At 68.8% G+C, this 20,178-nt stretch carries 20 protein-coding genes and 1 pseudogene; 14 read left to right on the forward strand and 7 right to left on the reverse strand.

Annotation, left to right across the window (positions count from 1 at the left end):
- Positions 1-29: 29 nt before the first annotated feature.
- From frr to ISU10_RS19685, 9 genes are all read left to right on the forward strand, one after another.
- A complete protein-coding gene (gene frr, locus ISU10_RS19645; protein ID WP_370865740.1) occupies positions 30-584 on the forward strand; it encodes a ribosome recycling factor in 555 nt (184 codons plus the stop codon).
- Positions 585-601: 17 nt separating this feature from the next.
- Positions 602-1,489: a phosphatidate cytidylyltransferase gene (locus tag ISU10_RS19650; protein ID WP_194698139.1), complete on the forward strand. Its 888-nt coding sequence runs from the start codon at positions 602-604 to the stop codon at positions 1,487-1,489.
- 25 nt (positions 1,490-1,514) lie between these two features.
- Positions 1,515-1,844: a hypothetical protein gene (locus ISU10_RS19655; RefSeq protein WP_194698140.1), complete on the forward strand. Its 330-nt coding sequence runs from the start codon at positions 1,515-1,517 to the stop codon at positions 1,842-1,844.
- Positions 1,845-1,850: 6 nt separating this feature from the next.
- Positions 1,851-2,663: a prolipoprotein diacylglyceryl transferase gene (locus ISU10_RS19660; RefSeq protein WP_194698141.1), complete on the forward strand. Its 813-nt coding sequence runs from the start codon at positions 1,851-1,853 to the stop codon at positions 2,661-2,663.
- On the forward strand, positions 2,660-4,228 hold the full coding sequence (locus tag ISU10_RS19665) for a radical SAM protein (protein ID WP_228501389.1): 1,569 nt from the start codon (positions 2,660-2,662) through the stop codon (positions 4,226-4,228). Before ISU10_RS19660 ends, ISU10_RS19665 begins: the two co-directional genes overlap by 4 nt.
- A complete protein-coding gene (locus ISU10_RS19670; RefSeq protein ID WP_194698142.1) occupies positions 4,225-4,539 on the forward strand; it encodes a hypothetical protein in 315 nt (104 codons plus the stop codon). Before ISU10_RS19665 ends, ISU10_RS19670 begins: the two co-directional genes overlap by 4 nt.
- A gap of 107 nt (positions 4,540-4,646) precedes the next feature.
- Positions 4,647-5,030, forward strand: a complete 384-nt coding sequence (locus tag ISU10_RS19675) for a hypothetical protein (protein ID WP_228501390.1) — start codon at positions 4,647-4,649, stop codon at positions 5,028-5,030.
- A gap of 48 nt (positions 5,031-5,078) precedes the next feature.
- Positions 5,079-6,215 carry a dual-specificity RNA methyltransferase RlmN gene (gene rlmN / locus ISU10_RS19680; RefSeq protein ID WP_194698143.1) on the forward strand — a complete coding sequence of 379 codons (1,137 nt, stop codon included), beginning with the start codon at positions 5,079-5,081 and terminating at the stop codon, positions 6,213-6,215.
- 9 nt (positions 6,216-6,224) lie between these two features.
- Positions 6,225-7,004, forward strand: a complete 780-nt coding sequence (locus tag ISU10_RS19685; RefSeq protein WP_194698144.1) for a GNAT family N-acetyltransferase — start codon at positions 6,225-6,227, stop codon at positions 7,002-7,004.
- Between the two features lie 4 nt (positions 7,005-7,008).
- On the opposite strand, the gene ISU10_RS19690 is transcribed toward ISU10_RS19685, so the two are convergent.
- Together ISU10_RS19690 and ISU10_RS19695 are read right to left on the reverse strand one after the other, a co-directional pair.
- Positions 7,009-8,088, reverse strand: a complete 1,080-nt coding sequence (locus ISU10_RS19690) for an LOG family protein (protein WP_194698145.1) — start codon at positions 8,086-8,088, stop codon at positions 7,009-7,011.
- Between the two features lie 224 nt (positions 8,089-8,312).
- Entirely contained in the window at positions 8,313-9,221 is a 909-nt protein-coding gene (locus ISU10_RS19695) for a serine protein kinase RIO (protein WP_194698146.1), read from the reverse strand.
- A gap of 181 nt (positions 9,222-9,402) precedes the next feature.
- On the opposite strand from ISU10_RS19695, the gene ISU10_RS19700 reads away from it, so the two are divergent.
- Positions 9,403-10,824, forward strand: coding sequence for a M1 family metallopeptidase (locus ISU10_RS19700; protein WP_194698147.1), 1,422 nt, complete (start codon positions 9,403-9,405; stop codon positions 10,822-10,824).
- A gap of 9 nt (positions 10,825-10,833) precedes the next feature.
- On the opposite strand, the gene ISU10_RS19705 is transcribed toward ISU10_RS19700, so the two are convergent.
- The 3 genes from ISU10_RS19705 to ISU10_RS19715 all read right to left on the reverse strand — a co-directional run bounded on the left by ISU10_RS19705 (position 10,834) and on the right by ISU10_RS19715 (position 13,154).
- Complete coding sequence (locus tag ISU10_RS19705; protein ID WP_194698148.1) at positions 10,834-11,202, reverse strand: hypothetical protein; 369 nt, start codon at positions 11,200-11,202, stop codon at positions 10,834-10,836.
- Positions 11,203-11,277: 75 nt separating this feature from the next.
- The gene (locus ISU10_RS19710) at positions 11,278-12,576 is read right to left on the reverse strand and encodes an NAD(P)/FAD-dependent oxidoreductase (protein WP_370865739.1); all 1,299 of its coding nucleotides are present in this window, start codon (positions 12,574-12,576) and stop codon (positions 11,278-11,280) included.
- Positions 12,577-12,683: 107 nt separating this feature from the next.
- Positions 12,684-13,154 carry an Lrp/AsnC family transcriptional regulator gene (locus ISU10_RS19715; RefSeq protein ID WP_194698149.1) on the reverse strand — a complete coding sequence of 157 codons (471 nt, stop codon included), beginning with the start codon at positions 13,152-13,154 and terminating at the stop codon, positions 12,684-12,686.
- A gap of 182 nt (positions 13,155-13,336) precedes the next feature.
- Between ISU10_RS19715 and ISU10_RS19720 the strand changes: the two genes are divergently transcribed.
- Genes ISU10_RS19720 through ISU10_RS19735 form a run of 4 tightly spaced genes read left to right on the forward strand, consistent with a single transcriptional unit; the run spans position 13,337 to position 17,448 of the window.
- The gene (locus ISU10_RS19720; RefSeq protein WP_194698150.1) at positions 13,337-14,587 is read left to right on the forward strand and encodes an ABC transporter substrate-binding protein; all 1,251 of its coding nucleotides are present in this window, start codon (positions 13,337-13,339) and stop codon (positions 14,585-14,587) included.
- Positions 14,588-14,591: 4 nt separating this feature from the next.
- A complete protein-coding gene (locus ISU10_RS19725; RefSeq protein WP_194698151.1) occupies positions 14,592-15,737 on the forward strand; it encodes an ABC transporter ATP-binding protein in 1,146 nt (381 codons plus the stop codon).
- The gene (locus ISU10_RS19730; RefSeq protein ID WP_194698152.1) at positions 15,734-16,639 is read left to right on the forward strand and encodes an ABC transporter permease; all 906 of its coding nucleotides are present in this window, start codon (positions 15,734-15,736) and stop codon (positions 16,637-16,639) included. The genes ISU10_RS19725 and ISU10_RS19730 overlap by 4 nt, the downstream gene beginning before the upstream one ends.
- Complete coding sequence (locus ISU10_RS19735) at positions 16,636-17,448, forward strand: ABC transporter permease (protein WP_194698153.1); 813 nt, start codon at positions 16,636-16,638, stop codon at positions 17,446-17,448. Before ISU10_RS19730 ends, ISU10_RS19735 begins: the two co-directional genes overlap by 4 nt.
- Here ISU10_RS19735 and ISU10_RS19740 read toward each other — a convergent pair.
- Together ISU10_RS19740 and ISU10_RS19745 are read right to left on the reverse strand one after the other, a co-directional pair.
- Positions 17,438-18,775, reverse strand: coding sequence for an MFS transporter (locus ISU10_RS19740; protein WP_194698154.1), 1,338 nt, complete (start codon positions 18,773-18,775; stop codon positions 17,438-17,440). The genes ISU10_RS19735 and ISU10_RS19740 overlap by 11 nt on opposite strands.
- A 475-nt stretch (positions 18,776-19,250) precedes the next feature.
- Positions 19,251-20,178, reverse strand: a pseudogene (locus ISU10_RS19745) (hypothetical protein); the annotation flags it as partial.

The raw sequence follows: 20,178 nt of genomic DNA on the forward strand, positions 1-20,178 counted from the left end.
ACCCAGCCGACCGATAGGAGCTCGACGTGATCAACGACATCCTCAACGAGGCCGACGCCAAGATGGACAAGTCGGTGGAGTCGACGCGTGAGGAGTTCGCCGCGATCCGGGCCGGGCGGGCCAACCCGACGATGTTCAGCAAGATCATGGTCGACTACTACGGCACACCGACACCGATCCAGCAGCTCGCGTCGTTCACCTCACCCGAGGCGCGCATCATCCTGGTCGCCCCCTACGACATGGGCGCGATCGGCAACATCGAGCGCGCCATCCGCGACTCCGACCTCGGCGTCAACCCCGCCAACGACGGCAAGGTCTTGCGCTGCGTCTTCCCCGAGCTCACCGAGGAGCGCCGCAAGGAGTACATCAAGGTCGCCCGCCACAAGGCAGAGGAGGGCAGGGTCGCCATCCGCAACCTGCGCCGTCACGCCAAGCAGGGGCTGGAGAAGCTGGAGAAGGACGGCGAGGTCGGCAAGGACGACGCTGCAGGCGCCGAGAAGCGACTCGACGGCATGACCAAGAACCACACCGACAAGATCGACGACCTGCTCAAGCACAAGGAAGCCGAGCTGCTCGAGGTCTGAGAGCGAGAGGGCTCGAGATGACCCAGGCCGGTACTCCGACCGGGCCGGCCGCCGAGCCGGCCAAGAAGGACCACGGCCGCGCCGGCCGGGACCTGCCGGCAGCGGTGGCCTCGGCCGTCGTGTTGCTGGCTGCGATCGCGCTGTCGCTGGCCTTCTGGAAGCCGGCCTTCATGCTCATCGTCGCGGCCGCGGTGGTGGTCGCCATCTGGGAGCTGCACCGGGGTCTGTCCGCCAAGCAGATCGACATCCCCGAGCAGCCGTTGATGGCCGGCGGCGTGGTGATGGTGGGCCTGGCCTACTCCTTCGGCGCGCCCGCCCTGGTCACCGCAACCGCCGTGACCGCGCTCGTCACGATGCTGTGGCTGCTGCGCAGGGGAGTCGCCGGCTACGTCCAGAACGCCTCGGCGTCGGTCTTCGTGCTCGTCTACGTACCCTTCCTCGGCTCGTTCGTGGCCCTGCTCCTGGCCGAGGGTGGCGCCTGGGAGTTCGACCGCTGGGACGACGGCGTCAAGGGCATCGTGGTCTTCATCCTGGTCACCATCGCCTCCGACATCGGCGGCTACATCGCGGGTGTGCTGTTCGGCCGGCATCCGATGGCGCCGGTGATCTCGCCGAAGAAGTCGTGGGAGGGCTTTGCCGGATCCGCGGTGTTCTGCGTCGCCGTCGGGGTGGGGCTGGTCGTCTGGCTGCTCGACGGCGACTGGAGGGTCGGGGTCGCGCTCGGACTGATCGCGGTGGTGATGGCGACCTTGGGCGACCTGTGCGAGTCGGTCATCAAGCGCGACCTCGGCATCAAGGACATGAGCCAGGTGGTGCCGGGTCACGGCGGCCTGATGGACCGCCTCGACTCCTTGCTCGCCACGATCGCCCCGATCTGGCTGCTGCTCCACTATGCGGTCTTCTAGGGCCGTCATCTGAGACGCTGTCGGCGTGAGCAATCCCTATGCCGGCGGGCCGGACGAACCCGGCCGCATCCGGGCCGGACTGGTCGTCGTCGGCATCATCGTGGGCTTCGTCGTCACGATCGTCTGGATCTTCCTGGTGTTCTTGCTGGCCATCAGCCAGGAGAACGCGCCTGGGTTCCCGAACTGGCTCGGCGTCGTCCTGCTGTTCCTCCCGCTACCGGTGGCCGTGGTGCTCTTGTGCCTGCGACGAACCCGCCAGGCGGCCGCCGGACTCGTGATGGGCCTGGCCATCGGTGCGATCGTCTTCGCCGGGGTGTGCGGGTCGCTGATCGCAGCCGTCAACGGCGGCGCCTGAGCTCGCGTGTACCCGACACTCGGTGACCTCCTGGGGTTCGGGCTTCCGGTCGACACCCACGGGTTCTTCGTGCTGCTGGGCGTGCTGGCGGCCGCGGCCGTCTTCGTCCACGAGGCCCGCAGGCGCGGCCAGACCGACGAGCGGATCCTCTACGTCGTGATGGGTGCGCTCGTGGGTGGCGCCGTCTTCATGCGGCTCGGCACCTGGCTGCAGCACGTCGACCTCCGGCAGAACGCGAGCCTGGCCGAGCAGTGGCTCTACGGCAACAGGTCGATCCTGGGCGGACTGGTCGGCGCGTGGCTGGGTGTCCACGTCGCCAAGCGCCTGACCGGCTACCGAACGCGCACCGGCGACCTGTTCGCGCCGGCGGTGGCGCTGGGGATGGCCATCGGGCGGGTCGGCTGCCTGCTCACCGAACAGCCCGGCACGCCGACCGGCCTGCCGTGGGGCATCACCCTCGACGATGCTGCCGCCGCCCGGACCGGCATGCCTGCCGGCGTACCTCTGCACCCGTCGTTCGCCTACGAGATCGCCTTCCACCTGGTCGCCTTCGCGGCCATCTGGTGGTGGCTGCGTCGCCGCAGCCTGCCGCCGGGGGAGACCTTCGTCTGGTACGTCGCGGCCTATGCGGTCTTCCGCTTCCTGGTCGAGTTCGTGCGCGGCAACGAGGTCGCCTGGGCGGGACTGACGCGGCCACAGCTGTTCTTGCTGGCGACGATCCCGCTCGTACTCGCCCGCATCCTCTGGCAGGTACGACGCGGCGCCTATCGTGGCGCGACGGTCTCGACAGGCTCGACCACCGAGGGGGTGCCGGTATGAGCGGGATGCCGCTGCGAGGTGACCGGATCCATCGCTACGTCAACGCGTTCTGTCCGGTCTGCCACGAGGAGCGGCCCGACCGGCCCCTGGCCGAGGTGCAGCGGCTCTCGGGCTGGCTGGTCGAGCGTGACGACCGCATCTGGCTCGAGCGCGGCTGCCGCGTGCACGGCCTCGTGCGGACGATGTACGACGAGTCGCCCGAGATCCTGACCTACCTCGAGCAGTGGACCGCCCCGACCAAGCGGCACGAGCCCGACCTGCGCGGCAACTTCAAGCCGGTGCCCGCGGCCTACGCCGACGGGCTGCCGGAGATGCAGACCCAGCACACCTGCATCCTGCTCGAGGACCTCCTCGACCACTGCAACCTGAAGTGCCCCACCTGCTTCGCGGAGTCGTCCCCGGCGCGAGCGTCGGTCGCGCCGCTCGAGCAGGTGCTCGCCTCGATCGACACGCGGCTGTCGCGCGAGAACTCCCGCATCGACGTGCTGATGCTCTCGGGCGGTGAGCCGACGCTCTACCCGTGGCTGACCGAGCTGCTGCGAGCGGTCGCGAACCGGCCGATCGTCCGCGTCCTGATCAACACCAACGGGCTGCGTGTCGCCCAGGACGACGACCTGCTGGACCTGCTGACCGAGCACCGCGAGCGCGTCGAGGTCTACCTCCAGTACGACGGTGAGTCGGCCGAGGCCTCGGCCTACCACCGCGGCGCCGATATCCGGCGCTTCAAGGACAAGGCGATCGAGCGGCTCTCGTCGCGGGGGATCTTCACCACCTTGACCATGACGGCCGCCCTCGGGGTCAACGACGACGAGATCGGCAAGGTCGTCAAGCGAGCCCTGGACACGCCGTACGTCGGTGGGGTGACGATCCAGCCGGTGTTCGGCTCGGGGCGGACCGGGGCCATCGACCCGCTCGAACGACTCACCCACACCGGCGTGCTGGCGCGCCTGGAGGAGCAGACGGCCGGCGAGGTCACCTGGCGCGACCTGACCGCGCTGCCGTGCTCGCACCCGCACTGCTGCTCGGTCGGCTACCTGCTGCGCGACGACTCGGGCACCTGGCAGTCGCTGACCAACCTGATCGGGCACGACCGGCTCAAGCAGTGGCTGGACCTCGAACCCGACCTGCTGGCCAACCGGATCGCCGACGACACGATCCCGGAGGCGATGAAGCAGGTCGTCAAGAACTCCCTGCTCGACCTCCTCTCGGAGCAGTCGAGCCTCTCGCATCCGTCGATGGCCTCCATCTGGCGCGACATCTGCACCAACTGCGACATCGGCATCGGCACCTTGACCACGCTGGCGACCGGTGCGCTGCCCGGCCAGCGTCGCCGGTTGCGAGCGCTGCTGGGCGAACGGATCCTGCGCGTGACCGTCAAGCCCTTCATGGACATGAACACGATGATCGAGGAGCGCCTCACCCAGTGCTGCGTCCACGTGGCGACGGTCAACAGCGCGACCAGCGATCACCAGTGCGCACCGTTTTGTGCCGTACAGGCCTGGGCCCCGCTGTCGGCCAGCCGTCTCTCCACGGCTGTGGGGCTGCCCCTGATCGAGGCGACATGAGTGACCCTCGGCTCGTCGAGCCGGACCGGGCGCCGGCCCCCACGCCGTACGACCCCCTGCGGCTGTGCATCTTCGCCACCATCGCCTTGCTGGGGTGGCTGCTGGGCCCTGCGGCGCTCGCGTTCTTCGCCGTGCTCGGCATCGTGGGCTACACCAGAGCGCGGCGAGCTGGTCTGCTGCGCTCGCGGTGCCTGCTCGGCGACACTCGCAACGTGCTGGCCTATCTCGGGGTGCTGGCCGGACTCGGCGTCGCCGGCCTGGTCTGGGCGGTCGCCTCGGACTCGCTGTGGGTGCCCTGGGTCCGGTGGTAGCTCTTGTGCCTGCCGATCACCTCGCCGCGAAATGCCCGCCAGCACGGGGGAGTGGGCCTACTGTGGGCAGGTACCCCGAGCGCGTCTTCCGGGAAGGAGCAGCGCCGATGAACGCGAGCATCCGCGCGCACGCCGAGGCTCCCGGGGCTCCAGGCGCTCCAGGCCAAGGTGAGTCACAGCCGCAGCCGAGCTGGTGGCACCGCGACCATCCGACGTTCAGCGCCCTGACCGGATTCTTCACCGGGCTGGCCTTCGTGGCCGTCGTCCCGGCTGTCTTCGTGGGCCTGCTGCACCTGCTGGTCGACGACGAGACCACCAACGACCTGTTCCCCTTGGTGCTCCTCAGCCTCATGGTGCCGCTCGGCCTGATGGGGCCGGCGCACACGCGACGGTTCGGCCGTTACATGCTGATCGGCATCGTGGTGACCGCCCTGGTCGTCGGTGGCGTGGCCTCCCTGGTCGTGTGGGCGATGATGGAGCGCGACCTCTAGCAGGTGCGGGATTATCTCCTCGCCGCTCGACCACGCGATACTCGGGTGATGCCCGATGTCCCCGAGGGAGCCGTGAGTCTCCCGCTCGTCTTCGATGCCCCGCGCGGCAGAGCCAAGCCGCCGCGGCATCTGGCCGACCTCGACGAGCCCGGGCGCAAGGCCCTGCTCGAGGAGATGGGGCTCCCGGGCTTCCGGGCCAAGCAGCTCTCCCACCACTACTTCGGGCGGCTCGCCGACGACCCGTCCGAGATGACCGACCTGCCGGCCGGCCGACGCGACGAGCTCGTCGCCGCCCTGCTGCCCGACCTGATGACGCCGCTGCGGACGCTCGAGGCCGACCGGGGCACGACGCGCAAGACGTTGTGGCGGCTCTTCGACGGCGCCCTGGTCGAGTCGGTGCTGATGCGCTACCCCGACCGCGTGACCATCTGCGTCTCCAGCCAGGCCGGCTGCGGGATGGCCTGCCCGTTCTGCGCCACGGGGCAAGGCGGCCTGCAGCGCAACATGTCGACCGCCGAGATCGTCGAGCAGGTCGTGGCAGGGGCTCGCTCCCTGGCTCGAGACGAGGTGCCGGGCGGTCGCGGCCGCGTCTCCAACGTCGTGTTCATGGGCATGGGCGAGCCGCTGGCCAACTACCGGGCCGTCATCGGCGCCGTACGCCGGCTGACCGACCCCTCGCCCGCGGGTCTGGGCATGTCGGCGCGGGGGATCACGGTCTCCACGGTCGGGCTCGTCCCGCGGATCAAGCAGCTCACCGACGAGGGCATCCCGGTCACCTTGGCCCTGAGCCTGCACGCACCCGACGACGAGCTGCGCAACGAGCTGGTGCCGATCAACACCAGGTTCTCGGTCGACGAGACCGTCGCGGCGGCGTGGAACTACGCCAAGGTCACCAAGCGCCGGGTCTCCATCGAGTACGCCATGATGCGCGGCATCAACGACCAGGCCTGGCGCGCCGACCTGCTGGCCGAGGTGCTCAACGGGTACGGCGACTGGGGCTGGGTCCACGTCAACCTGATCCCGCTCAACCCGACGCCCGGATCGAAGTGGACGGCGTCCGACCCCGCCGACGAGCGCGAGTTCGTACGCCGGTTGGAGGCGCACGGCATCCCGACCACCGTCCGTGACACCCGCGGTCGTGAGATCGACGGAGCGTGTGGGCAGCTGGCTGCCACCGAGACCTAGGGTCGAGGCATGAGCGTTCCCCCCGACGTCGTCGCGGCCGAGAGCAGGGCCTGGGTCTGGGTACCTCCCAACGCGACGAGGGTGGAGACCGACGAGTACCTCCTGGTGCGGATGCCGGAGTGGTTCGCGATCCCACTCGAGCTGTTGCGCTTCGACCCGGAGCGTCCGGCGGAGGTCGTGGTCGACGAGATGCTGACCAGGGCCCGTGCCTTCGACCAGCCGTTCGTGAACTGCTGGGTCAAGCTGCACAACGACCCCGGGCTCGACGAGGTGTTCTCGGCGCGTGGGGGAGAGCTCGACGAGACCCTCGACGTCTTGGCCCTCGACCTCGCGGACGGGCTGCCCGACCTCGGCCCGATCGGTCACCTGGAGCTGCGCTGGGCGCTCGATGTCGCGACGATGCGCGACAACCTCCAGGTCAGCGCCGACGTGTTCGGTGACTCGATGCCCCCTGCGGACGAGATCGCCGAGGAGACCCAGCGGGCACTCAAGGACTTCGAGGTCGGCAGCGGTTCGGTGGTGGCCTACCTCGACGGCGTGCCCGTCGGTTCGGGCGGGATCTCGCTGGTCAACGGCGTCGCCCGGCTGTGGGGTGGCGCGGTGCGCGAGGAGGCTCGCGGACAGGGTGCCTACCGCGCGATCCTCGATGCCCGCCTGCGTCGCGCTGCCTCACGTGGCGCGCACATGGCGCTGGTCACCGGTCGCGTGCAGACCTCCGGCCCGATCCTGCGGCGCGCGGGCTTCGAGCGCTACGGCGAGGAGCGCTCCTATCGCGTTCCGCTCGGCTGATCAGTCAGACGAACAGCGCGCTCGCCTCCTCGACCGTGTCGACGAGATGGACGTGCTCCTCCATCGGCCGGCCCCGGGCGAGAGCTTGCAGCAGTGGCCACGCCGGCAGCTGCTCGGTCCAGTACCGACGACCGACGAGCACCATCGGCGCCACCGAGGACTCGTCGGCGTAGTAGTTCTCGCACCCGTCCTGGAAGACCTCCTGCACGGTGCCCCCGACGCCGGGCAGGAACACGATGCCGGCACTGCACACCTCCAGCAGGATCGCCTCACGCTGGGCGTTGCGGACGTACTTGGCGATGGGGCCGGCCATCACGTTGGGCGGCTCGTGGCCGTAGAACCAGGTCGGGATGCCGAGGGAGTCGGCGCCTCCCGGGAACCGCTCGCGCACCGCGAAGGCCGCGCGTACCCAATCGTCGACCGACGGCCGAAACGACGGGGTGACCGCCAGCAGCGCGAGCGCTTCGTCGAGTGAGCCCTGGTCGACGCCGGAGAGGTAGCCGCCGAGGTTGGCCGCCTCCATCGCACCCGGCCCGCCACCGGTCGCCACGACGTACTGCGCACCAAGACGCAGCGCCATGGCCGCGGCGTCGCGATACGCCGGCGTGCCCCGCTCGAGGGCATGGCCCCCCATCACCCCGACGAGCCGTCGTCCTGCCACCCAGTCCTGGAGCGCTTCGTCGATGGCGTGGTCGTGCAGCGCCTTGGCCATCGAGGCGGCGCGGTCGTGTGCGGTCTGCGACCAGGCGTAGGTGCGGGCGTCGAGGCTGCCGGCGTACGTGGGGGCGTCGTACAGGTCCCAGGGGCGGTACAGGCGGTCGAGGTGGATGTCGACGGGGGTCGGGGGCAGGTCCGGCAGCACGACTGCCCCTCTGGACTCGACCAGCTCCGCCGCGCCGTCGGCGAAGCCACACCCGAGGAACAGCGCGCCGCCGACGCGAAGGTCGGTGAGCTCGGCGGTCCGGCCGGTCAGGTCGACGCCCCGGATCCGCCACCCGCGCAGCGTCGTCGCTCCCGCCGCCATCCGCCGGTCGAAGTCGGCCAGCGAGTCGACCTGGATCCCGCGACCGCGGCTGCGCCTCACAACCGGTGAACCTAGCCGGAGCCGATCGTCCGATCACCCCAGTGGGCCCGTAGTCCGATCGGGTCATTTCCTGGCCGTTCGGGCGATGCTCGCGCGCACCCGGGCGGGTCATGCTGTTGACAGCCCGCCTGGTAGTCCGGCGCGCTGAATGGTTCGTCCCCGGGTGCGGCGTGGAGCTTCACATACATGGTGTACGGGGGTATGCCGCACCCGGGCGAACCGAGTCAGAACGCGTGTGCCATCAGCTCGCCGAACAGCTCCTGCTCGTCGACCGCGAGGCCCCTGGCCTTGAACCACGAGCACACGTTCGTGCAGTCGCGCAGCAGGAAGTCCATCCCGTTGGGGTTACCCACCAGGTCCACGATCTGGGGAAGGTCGATGACGACCAGCCGTTCGCCGGCGGCCAGGATGTTGAACGGCGACAGGTCGCCGTGCACGATCCCGTCGTGCACCAACAGGGCCAAGAAGTCGCGCACCTGGTCGTAGTACGACTCCAGCAGCTCGGTGTCCGGTCGGGTCTGCGCGAGCCGCGGTGCTGTCTCGCCGTCGACGTTGATCCACTCCATCAGGATCTCGGTGCCGTCGATCTGGACCGGGTAGGGGACTGCCGCACCCAGCTGCCAGAGCCGCTTGAGCGCGTCCCACTCGGAGATCGCCCACTCGCCGGAGGCCACGATCCGGCCCCAGGTGCTCTTGCGCTTGAGGGCTCGCTCGTCGCGGGAACGCTTGACGCTGCGCCCTTCGGAGTAGACCGAGGAGCGGTGGAAGCTGCGGTGGTCGCGGTCGCGGTAGCGCTTGGCGGCCATCACCACGCCGCTGTCCGGGTCGTGAGGGTCGGCGCGTTCCAGCAGGAAGACGTCGGCCTCCTTGCCGGTCTTGAGGATGCCGAGCTCGGTGTCGATGGCACCGCGTGACTCCACCACCCATGCGGGGCGTGGCTCGGGACCTCGGCTCAGTGGCTCCACGTCGAACCAGGTGGTCCAACGCTGACCGTCGCCGATCTCGTCGTAGGTACGGAAGTCGAAGACGAAGCTGGGGTCGATCCCGTCGAGGGGATCGGGGCCTGGACGATACTCGTCAGGCGACGGCCAGAAGGCCGGGAAGTCGGCTGGGAACTCCGGTGTCGAAGACATTGCTGTAAGTGCTCCAAGAGTGAGAAGAAGAACGGCTTGTCGAGGACAGGCCAAGGACGGCGATCGACATGTCACGCTCCTCTCCACTGGTGGCACTCACGCGGTGTGCGGTCCGCCCGCGATTGTGGCAGGACGTCCGGTTGTTGGCCAACCGAATAAGCCCGTGGGCTAGCCTCCCCGGGTGAGTTCTCGCTGGGTACGACGGGGTGCGACGGCGGCGTTCGTGCTCGCGCTGGTGACGGGTTCGGCCGCAGCCACGGGTGTGGAGCCGGTGACCGAGAGTGCGGTCAAGGGGGGTCCCGGCATCGGTGACCCGTACTTCCCGCTCGATGGCAACGGCGGCATCAACGTCGTGCGCTACCGCATCTACGACACCTACCGCTTCGGTGACCGGCACCTGTCCGGTCGGACCCGGATCACGTTGAAGGCGACCCAGAACCTCTCGACGTTCAACCTCGACTTCCTGCTACCGGTGCGCAGCGTCGTCGTGGCGGGCCGCAAGGCGTCCTTCGACCAGACGAGCCGCCACCACGAGCTGGTGGTCAAGCCGGCGCAGCCGCTGAAGACCGGCCAGAAGGTCGACGTGGTCGTCCGCTACGCCGGCTTCCCGGGCCGGTTCGGCTACTGGGGCGAGCACAACTGGCTCGCGAGCGGCCGCGAGGTCGTCACGATGAACCAGCCGCACATGGCGCCGTGGTGGTTCCCGGCCAACGACCACCCGCAGGACAAGGCCTACATGGACATCACCGTCACCGTGCCGCGGGGCAAGAAGGTGATCGCCAACGGGCGTCGCGTCGGGCGTTGGGTCCATGGCCAGCACGTGACCTACCGCTGGAAGGCCGACGAGCCGATGGTGCCCTACCTGGCCTTCTTCGCGGCCGGTCAGTTCGCGGTCGCCCAGGGCACTCGCGACGGGCTGCCATGGCTGGTCGCCGTGTCGCGTCAGCTCTCGTCCGGTGCCCAGGAGCAGTCGATGCGCCTGATGAAGCGCACCCCCGGCATCGTCGCCTGGCTCGCGTCGGTGCTCGGCCCCTACCCGTTCAGCCAGACCGGCGGCCTGGTCACCTCCTTGGAGCCGGGCTTCGCGCTGGAGAACCAGACCCGGCCGACCTACCAGGTCACCAGCCTCAGCACCGTCGTGCACGAGCTGGCCCACCAGTGGTTCGGCGACTCCGTGTCGGTGCACCAGTGGCGCGACATCTGGCTCAACGAGGGGTTCGCCACGTTCATGGAGCAGGCCTACGCAGAGGCTCACGGTGGTCAGGATGCCCAGGAGTGGCTCGAGGGCATGTGGAGCGCCTACGGCGCCAACGACTCGCTGTGGACTCTCGACATCGCTGACCCCGGCCCGCACCAGATCTTCGCCGCGCCGGTGTACTACCGCGGCGCGATGACCCTGCAGGCCCTGCGCCACCGCATCGGCGAGGACGACTTCTGGACGACTCTGCGCACGTGGGCATCCGACCGGGCCAACCGCAACGGCAGCACCGAGGACTTTACGGCCCTGGTCGAGCAGATCTCCGGCGAGGACCTGACCGCGTTCTTCGACGCCTGGCTGACCACGGGCACCAAGCCGGCGCACACGACCGACAACGGCTTCTGAGCGAACCGGCTACGGGGCGTCGGCCGTCCAGCGGCGTCCCCACCCGCGCGAGAGCACCTTCTCCAGGATCCTGGCGTTGAGCCAGGCCGTCATCGACCACACCACCACCCAGACCAGGTTGACCGCCCACGACAGCGAGTCAGGACCGTGACCGAGCAGTGCCCCGGTCGCGAGCGCGGCGTAGAAGCCGACCCAGAGGGCGACCGGGGTGAGCGGCAAGGTGAGCAGCACCAGCGCGACGTACCAGGCACGGCCGTCGGTCGTCGTGCTCAGTGCGGCGAGGATCGCGACGATCGCGATGTAGGTCTGACCGGCCGAGGACAGACGGACGACGGGCAGCGTCGGGTGCGGGCCCATCGTGCCGGTCGGTTCCTCCACATGCCCATGATGGCCCAGGCGGGGGCCTTGCGGGGGCCTTGCGGGGTCAGCCGCGGCCACGGGCCCGCATCGGGCTCAGTGGCCGCCCAGGAGCGGTGCCATCAGTTCGGCGATCATGCTCGGGCGGCCCGTCACCCGCTCCTCGACGTCGGCCAGGCGCATCGCTCGCAGGCCGCCGTTGGCGCCGAGCCAGCGCAGCGGCTCGGGCTCCCACGTCCGCGAGGAGTGCCCGACCCACGGCAGGCGCGTGAGCTCGGTGTCGTGGCCGAGGATCAGGTCACGCAACGTGCGGCCGGAGAGGTTGGTCGTGCTCACGCCGTCACCGACGTACCCGCCGGCCCAGGCCACCCCGGACTCGCGGTCCAGGCCGACCGAGGCGCACCAGTCCCTGGCGACGCCCAGCGCCCCTCCCCACGAGTGGGTGATGCGGGCCGAGGCCAGCGCTGGGAACAGGTCGACCATGGTGGCGCGCAGCATGCCGAAGACGCGCTCGTCGCGGTCGAAGCCCGGCTTGATCGCCGACCCGAAGTGGTACGGCGCGCCCCGGCCGCCGAAGACCAGTCGATCGTCGGCGGTGCGCTGGCCGTAGATGATCACGTGGCGGTGGTCGGAGAACGTCTCGCGCCGCCTCAGGCCGATGCGCTCCCACGTCTCGGCAGGCAGCGGCTCCGTGGCGATGATCAGCGAGTAGACCGGCACCAGCTCGCGTCGGCGCCCCTCCAGCGTGCGTGTGTAGCCCTCGGTCGCGCGGACCACGACGTCGGCTCGCACCGTCCCGTGTGCGGTGTGCGCCCGGCCCTGGGCGATCCTGGTCACCGGGGTGCGCTCGTAGATCGTGACGCCACGACGTTCGACGGCAGCCGCGAGGCCCGTCACGAGGCGGCCCGGGTGGATGGCCGCACAGTCGGGGGTGTACGTCGCGCCGCGCACGCGGGTTGCACCCAGGACGCCGCGGGCCTCCTGACCGGCCATCAGCCGGACTTCGTCCTCGCCGAGACCCCACCGCCGGGCGTGCGCGATGTCGGCCTTGGCCCGGGTCAGCTGCGCGCGGGTGCGGGCGAGCACGATGGTGCCGCCCTTGGCCCAGTGGGCATCGATGCCCTCGGCGACGGCTGCTCGCCCGACCTCGTCGACCGTCGCGCGCATCGCCGAGTGGAGTGCCAGTGCGCCATCGCGGTCGGGAGGGCCGCCGCGCAGGTGGGCGAGCTTGTCGAGAGACGCGGGGAACAGCGCCGAGCACCAGCCGCCGTTGCGGCCCGATGCGCCGAAGCCCGCGACCTCGGACTCCAAGACGGCGATCCGCAGGGTCGGGTCGGCCTCTGCCAGGTAGTAGGCGGTCCACAGTCCGGTGAAGCCGGCGCCGACGACGGCCACGTCGACGTCGAGGTCACCGGTCAGCGGGGCTCGCGGCGTCCAGTCGGTCAGGCCCGAGGCTTGGGCGGACTCGTGCCACCACGAGAGCGACCGGTAGTCGAGGGGGCTCAGCGCACGCCCCAGGAGTAGGTCTGCTTCTGCAGCTTCAGGTACATGAACGTCTCGGTGCTCTCGACGTTGGGGACCGTGCGGATCTTGTGGGAGATGAGCTCGAGCAGGTGGTCGTCGCTCTCGGCGACGACCTCCGCGAGGATGTCGTAGGTGCCGGCGGTGATCACGACGTAGTCGACCTCTTCGAGCTCGCTGAGCGCCTCGGCGACCAGCTCGAGCTCACCGTGCGCCCTGATGCCGACCATCGCCTGGCGGGCGAACCCGAGCTGGAGCGGGTCGGTGACGGCGACGACCTGCATCACGCCGCTCTCGGTCAGGCGCTGCACGCGCTGGCGAACCGCTGCCTCCGAGAGGCCCACGACCTTGCCGATGGCGGCGTAGGAGCGACGGCCATCTTGCTGGAGCTGCTCGATGATCGCCTTCGAGACGTCGTCGAGCACGACATGGCCGCGCCGGGACCTGCTCATGACGAACCGCTGGCGAGGGGGCGCATGGGGCTCACCCTACCCACGAAGGACACGGGATTCGTTGCAATCGTGTCAACTCCATGCGGATTCGCTTGTTTGACCCGGGTGAGCGTGACACGATCCGACCGACAAGGCGGGGGGCCGGACATCACATCACCATGCAACCAGAACGAGGAGTCGGCATGACGAGGCGACGCATCCACCCGAACGGCGACTCTGCGGCTGACCGCTTGGCGCTGCAGATCGCCCAGACCTTCGGGGCCGGCACCGGTCGGGCCCTGAGCCGTCGCACCGTGTTGCGAGGCGCCGGCGTATCGGCCCTGGCGCTGTCGTCGACCGGCTGGCTCACCGCGTGCGGCACCGAGGGCACGGTGCAGACCAAGGACGAGTGCAAGAGCACCGACAAGAGCGACACCGAGAAGACCCTGAACTGGTCCAACTGGCCGCTCTACATCGACGAGAAGGGCAAGAAGTACCCCACGCTCGAGGACTTCCAGAAGCAGACCGGCATCAAGGTCACCTACACGACCGACGTCAACGACAACAACGAGTTCTTCGCCAAGGTGCGCAACCAGCTCGGCGCCTGTGATTCCACCGGACGCGACATCTTCGTCCTCACCGACTGGATGGCCGCACGTGTGATCAGCCTGGGCTGGACCCAAGAGCTCGACCACGCCAACATGCCCAACGTCGACGCCAACCTGGTCGAGTCGCTGAGCAACCCCGCCTGGGACGAGGGCCGCAAGCACTCCGTGCCGTGGCAGAGCGGATTGACCGGCATCGCCTACAACGCCAAGTACACCGGCGAGGTGACCAGCTTCGAGGAGCTCCTCACCCGTCCCGACCTCAAGGGCAAGATCAGCCTGCTCAGCGAGATGGGCGACACGATGGGCTTCATGCTCAAGCTCACCGGCGCCGACCCCGCCAAGTTCTCCGAGGACGAGTGGCAGGCCGCCCTCGACAAGATGCAGCAGGTCGTCGACTCCGGCCAGGTGCGTCAGTTCACGGGCAACGACTACACCAGGCCGCTCAACAAGGGCGACATCGTGGCGTGCGAGGCGTGGTCCGGCGACGTCATCGCGATGCAGTACGACAACCCCGACATCAAGTTCGTGCTGCCGGAGGAGGGCACCTCGCTGTGGAGCGACAACATGATGGTGCCCAACAAGTCCGAGCACAAAACCAACGCCGAGAAGCTGATGAACTACTACTACGACCCCGAGGTGGCGGCCCGTCTCGCCGCGTGGGTCAACTACATCTGCCCGGTGCAGGGTGCCGAGGAGGCGATGGCCAGCATCGACGAGTCGCTGGTGGGCAACCCGCTGATCTTCCCGACCTCGGAGGACCTCGCCACGACGTTCGCCTTCGCCAACGTCGACACCAAGACGCGCGAGGAGTACGACAAGGCCTTCAACGCGATCATCGGAGCCTGACCCGGTGGCCGACAGCGACGCTGAGGACCTGGTCCTCACCGGCGTCACCAAGAAGTTCGGCACGTTCAAGGCGGTCGATGACCTCGACCTGACCGTGCCCCAGGGTTCGTTCTTCGCGCTACTCGGTCCCTCGGGCTGCGGCAAGACGACGACCCTGCGGATGGTCGCGGGGCTCGAGGAGCTGACGGCGGGCGCGATCACGCTGGGTCCCCAGGACATCAGCTACCTCAAGCCCTACAAGCGGCCCGTCAACACGGTGTTCCAGAGCTACGCGCTGTTCCCGCACATGACGATCTTCGAGAACGTCGCGTTCGGGCTGCGGCGCCAGGGCAAGAAGGACGTCAAGAAGCAGGTCGAGGACATGCTCGAGCTCGTCGAGCTCGCGCAGTACGGCGCTCGCAAGCCCACGCAGCTCTCGGGCGGCCAGCAGCAGCGCGTCGCCCTGGCGCGTGCGCTGATCAACCGTCCGCAGGTGCTGCTGCTCGACGAGCCCCTCGGTGCGCTCGACCTCAAGCTGCGCCGGGCGATGCAGATCGAGCTCAAGCGCATCCAGACCGAGGTCGGGATCACCTTCGTGCACGTCACCCACGACCAGGAGGAGGCCATGACCATGGCCGACACCGTGGCCGTGATGAACGCCGGGCTGATCGAGCAGATGGGTGAGCCCAAGGAGCTCTACGAGCACCCTCGCACCACGTTCGTGGCCAACTTCCTCGGTCAGTCCAACCTGATCAAGGCCAAGGTCAACGGGACCGACGGTGACCAGATCCGCGCCGAGATCGAGGGCAGCACCTTGCGCGTCCCGCGCGACCGGGCCGCCGACGACGCAGCGGTGCGGTCGGGATCGGTGTGGGTCGGCATCCGTCCGGAGAAGGTGTTCCTGGCAGCGGGCGGCACCGAGACCAGCGACGGGTCCAACGTGCTGCGCCGAGGACGGGTGACCGACGTCAGCTTCATCGGCGTCAGCACGCAGTACCTCGTCCGCATGCCGTGGGGCCAGGAGCTGATGGTCTTCGAGCAGAACACCGGGGCCCGTGAGGACTTCCGGGTCGGCGACGAGGTCGACCTGCACTGGCTGCCCGACCACACCTTCCTGCTCGACGCCGACCAGGACGCTACCGCCGGCGTCGAGCGCGAGGACCTCGGATGAGCACCGCCGCAGCCCCGGTCGGTCCCGCCGAGGCAGTGGCGGCACCGGCGCCCGAGGAGCGCAAGCGCGGCTGGACCGGCTACCTGCTGCTGGCACCGGCGATGCTGTGGCTGCTGGTGTTCTTCATCATCCCGATGGTCAGCCTGGTCAGCACCTCGCTCTACGACCCGAGCGGGTCGCTCGAGACCGGCTACTCGATGACCGGCCACATCGCCAACTACGTCGACACCCTCTCGGAGTACTCCAAGCAGTTCATCCGGTCGATCATCTACGCCGGTATCGCCACGCTCGCCTGCCTGTTGCTGGGCTACCCGCTGGCCTACGCGATCGCATTCAAGGCCGGGCGCTGGAAGAACCTGATGCTGGTCGCGGTGATCGCCCCCTTCTTCACGTCCTTCCTGATCCGCACGCTGTCATGGCAGCTGATCCTCGGCGACCAGGCCTGGGTGGCCGACATCCTGCGCGGCATCGGGCTGCTGGGGGAGGAGGGCCACCTGATGGCGACGCCTCTGGCTGTCGTCACCGGCATCACCTACAACTTCCTGCCGTTCATGGTGCTGCCGCTCTACGCCTCGCTGGAGAAGATCGACCCGCGACTGCACGAGGCGGGCGCCGACCTCTACGCCTCGCCGTTCACCACGTTCCGCAAGGTCACCGTGCCCTTGTCGATGCCGGGAGTCGTGGCCGGAACGCTGCTCACCTTCATCCCTGCGGCCGGTGACTACATCAACGCACAGCTGCTGGGCAACCCGCAGACCACGATGATCGGCAACGTCATCCAGAACCTGTTCGACGGCGGGTCCTACCCCGAGGCGGCCGCGCTCTCGGTGACCCTGATGGCCGCGATCGTGGTGATGGTGCTCGTCTACATCAACCGGGCCGGCACCGAGGAGCTCGTATGAACGGCCGGCTCGGCAAGTGGGTCGGCGACCACATCGTGCTGTTGGTCGGCCTGCTGGTGCTGCTCTACATGTTCATGCCGATCTTCATCGTGGTGCTGATGTCGTTCAACGACCCGGCGTCCAAGAACAGCTACAGTTTCGACGGTTTCACCTGGCACAACTGGCTCAACCCGTGCGAGCCGATCGGCATGTGTGACGCGGTGACCCTGTCGATCCGGATCGGCTTCCTGGCCACGATCGGCGCCACGGCGCTGGGCACGCTGATGGCCTTCGCGCTGGTCCGCCACCGGTTCAAGGGCCGCTCGGTGGCCAACATCTTCACGTTCTTGCCGATGGCCTCGCCCGAGATCGTGATGGGCTCCTCGCTGCTGGCGCTGTTCGTCAGCGCAGGGTTCGCCGGCACCCTCGGGTTCTGGACGATCCTGATCGCCCACATCATGTTCTGCCTGTCGTTCGTCGTGGTCACCGTCAAGGCTCGGCTCGCGGGGCTCGACCCACGCCTCGAGCAGGCCGCGATGGACCTCTACGCCAACGAGTGGCAGACGTTCTGGCGGGTGACCTTCCCCCTGGTCTTCCCGGGCATCCTGGCCGCGGCGCTGCTGAGCTTCTCGCTGTCCTTCGACGACTTCATCATCACGAACCTGAACTCCGGCCAGGAGGTCACCTTCCCGATGTATGTCTGGGGCGCTGCCCAGCGCGGCATCCCGCCCCAGATCAACGTGATCGGCAGCGTGATGTTCTTCCTGGCGCTGTTCCTCGTGATCAGCAGCGAGGTCTTCCAGCGGCGCAGGGCACGCGTCACGGCCTAGCGGGTTGCTCGATCAGGGACGGGGGAGGCACGGGCTCGTCGACGGGTCGCTCGCTCGCCGTGGCGGCGGCCAGCTCGTCAGCTGGTACGTGGCGCTCGAGGAACCTTCGGGCTGCGCGGGTCGACGGGTGCAGACCCGCAGCAGCGACGGTGACGATCGCAGCGATGAGCAGCCAGCCCGCGGCGCCCCAGTTCATGGCGAGGAAGGTGTAGAGCGCGGGCGCCCACACGCGGCCCAGGGTCGAGCTGAATTCGGCGGCGCCCTGGTATTCGCCGCGGCGGCGTGGATCCATCAGCTCGGCCTCGAAGGACCAGCTGGCCGCTGATAGGTAGAGCTCGGCGCCGGTCACCGTCACGTGGCCGAGCCACACCAAGGCGATGGTCACCCAGCCGACCGTGTCGTGTGTGGCCAAGGTGATCAGGCAGGAGACCACGAAGAACGACGTCGAGACGCGGATCGCGCGCAGTGCGGTGGTGACGTCCTTGATCCCGCGGGCAGCCGCCATCGGCAAGAAGATGCACATCACGGTGTTGGTGCCGAACAGGAACGCCAGCAGCACGCGGGGTGCGTCGGTCTTCTCGACCAGCCACAACGGGATCACGATGTTGAGCAGCACCTGGTTGGTCCAGAGGACACCGCCGAAGAAGGTGGTCAACATCCAGCCCAGGTTGCGTAACGGGCCGGGTCCGGGTGGCTTCTCACGACGCTGCTCGGGCGTGCGCTCGTCGTGGGAGGCGTTGGGCAGGCGCAGGATCGCTGCGGCGTTGACGAGGAACACCACGCCGGTGAACCAGGGCAGGCTGTGGAGCACGACGTTGGACTCGAACGCCAAGGCGATGCCACCCATCAGCGCGCCGAGCGTGAAGCCGAGGTTGAGCGCGGAGTACATGTAGGCGCGCGACTTCACCCGCTCGCCCGGCGGCAGTACGTCGATCGTGTAGGCCCCGTGGGCAGCACCGCCCAGCGACCCGACGACCTCCATGGTCACCGCCATCGCGACGTAGCCGGTGAAGCTGTCGATGAACGGCCAGAAGGCGAACAGGCTTGCCTGCCCCGCCGCGCTCAGCGCCCACATCCGCTTGGGTCCGTAGCGGTCGACCAGCTTGCCCGCCGGCAAGGCTGCGATGAAGGCGGCGACGCCCGCGATCGTGAGGCCCAGGCCGACCTGGGCCGCACTGAGTCCGACGATCTGTGTGAAGAAGACCGCAGATCCGGTCATGAAGGTGCCCTCGCCGAGCGCGAAGAGCAACGACTGGGTCGCCAGCCGGCCTGCCAGGGGCGAGGGCGGACGGAAGCGGTGGACGAGGTTGGCTCCGAGTGACGTCATAACTCGCGCGAGTGTTCCACCGGTCGCCGACATCGTCGCCCCAATATCGCCGTCGTTGCCGTTGTGTGACCTGTCTCGGAGGATCGAGGCCGCACGGTGACCCATCCTGTCGCTCGGCCCGGTTGAAGCGAGCGGTCCAGGTCGCTGGTTGAGGCGCGAGCGGAAGCCCTGTCGCGGGTTGAGGAGGTTGCGCTAGCAACCGTCTCGAAACCTGTCGGGGCGTGCCGGTAGCCCGCCCGTGGTGGTGCTTGGGCGGGTGCGGAAGCTGTCGCTGGTTGAGGTGTGAGCGGAAGCCCCGTCGCTGGTTGAGGCGTGAGCGCAAGCCCTGCCGCTGGTTGAGGCGTGAGCGGAAGCCCCGTCGCTGGTTGAGGAGGTTGCGCTAGCAACCTCACTCGTTACCAGGCCGGGCGTGCCGGTAGCCCGCCCGTGGTGGTGCTTGGGCGGGTACGGCGGTCGAGGGGTCAGGCTGGTGGTCTCAGGCTGCTGGTGGTGGGTGTCGGCGGCGTTGTCTGTCGTGAGACACGTCGAGGGTGCCGGTGTGGTCGCGGAGGTAGTGGTAGCCGTGGGGGCTGGTCCACAGGTAGCTGCCGGGGGTGAGGATCAGGTATCGCCAGTGTCCGTGGGTCTTCAGCCGGTGATGCTTGCGGCACAGGGCCGCGATCTGGCAGGTGCAGGTGGCCCCGCCTTCGGCGTAGGGGTGGTTGTGGTCGCAGTCGGCGGCATGGGCGCCGGGTTTGAGTTTCCGGGCTGGTTTCGTGCACCAGGGGAACACGCAGGTGTGGTCCCTGAGGGCGACGGGTTCGCTGATCCGGCCGTCGATCTCATAGGCCCCGTGGTGGACGTGCGCTGCCACATCGATCACCGGTTTCACGGTGATCTTGGCCTCGGGGTGGCCGCACCAGGTCCGGATGGTCTGGGCCAGCACCGGGGTGGCGGTGTTCTCCACCCGCCCCACACTCCAGCCACCCATGGAGCCGGTGGTTGAGCCAGCGGTGGTGGCGGGGTCGGCGAGGTGGAGGTAGAGCACCATGTCCCGCGGCTTGCTCGGCTTGCTCGGCTTGCTCGGCTTGCTCGGCTTGGTCTGGGGTTGGTGTTCGTCGTCGACCATCTGGGGGTAGTCGAGGGTGAGGTCGCGGCGGGCGATGTTGCCGACCGCTACGGAGCGGCGTTGGTCCAACGTGAGGGGGGAGCCGAGGTCGGCCTGGACCTGGGCGTCGGCGGTGAGGGCGTTGTGGAGGTCGATGGCGTCGGCCAGGTCGAGCTCGCCGGTGACCTGGCAGGTTCCGGCGATCGCGACGGTGTCGAGTCGATGTCGAAGCGGCGTTGGTCCCAGGCCTGTTTGCGGTCGGCTTCGGCTTGGTCGGGCATGTGCCGGGCGACCGCCTCGGCGATGAGCCGGTCGA

This window comes from Nocardioides agariphilus, from assembly GCF_015352445.1.
In the GTDB taxonomy this organism is placed as follows: domain Bacteria; phylum Actinomycetota; class Actinomycetes; order Propionibacteriales; family Nocardioidaceae; genus Nocardioides; species Nocardioides agariphilus.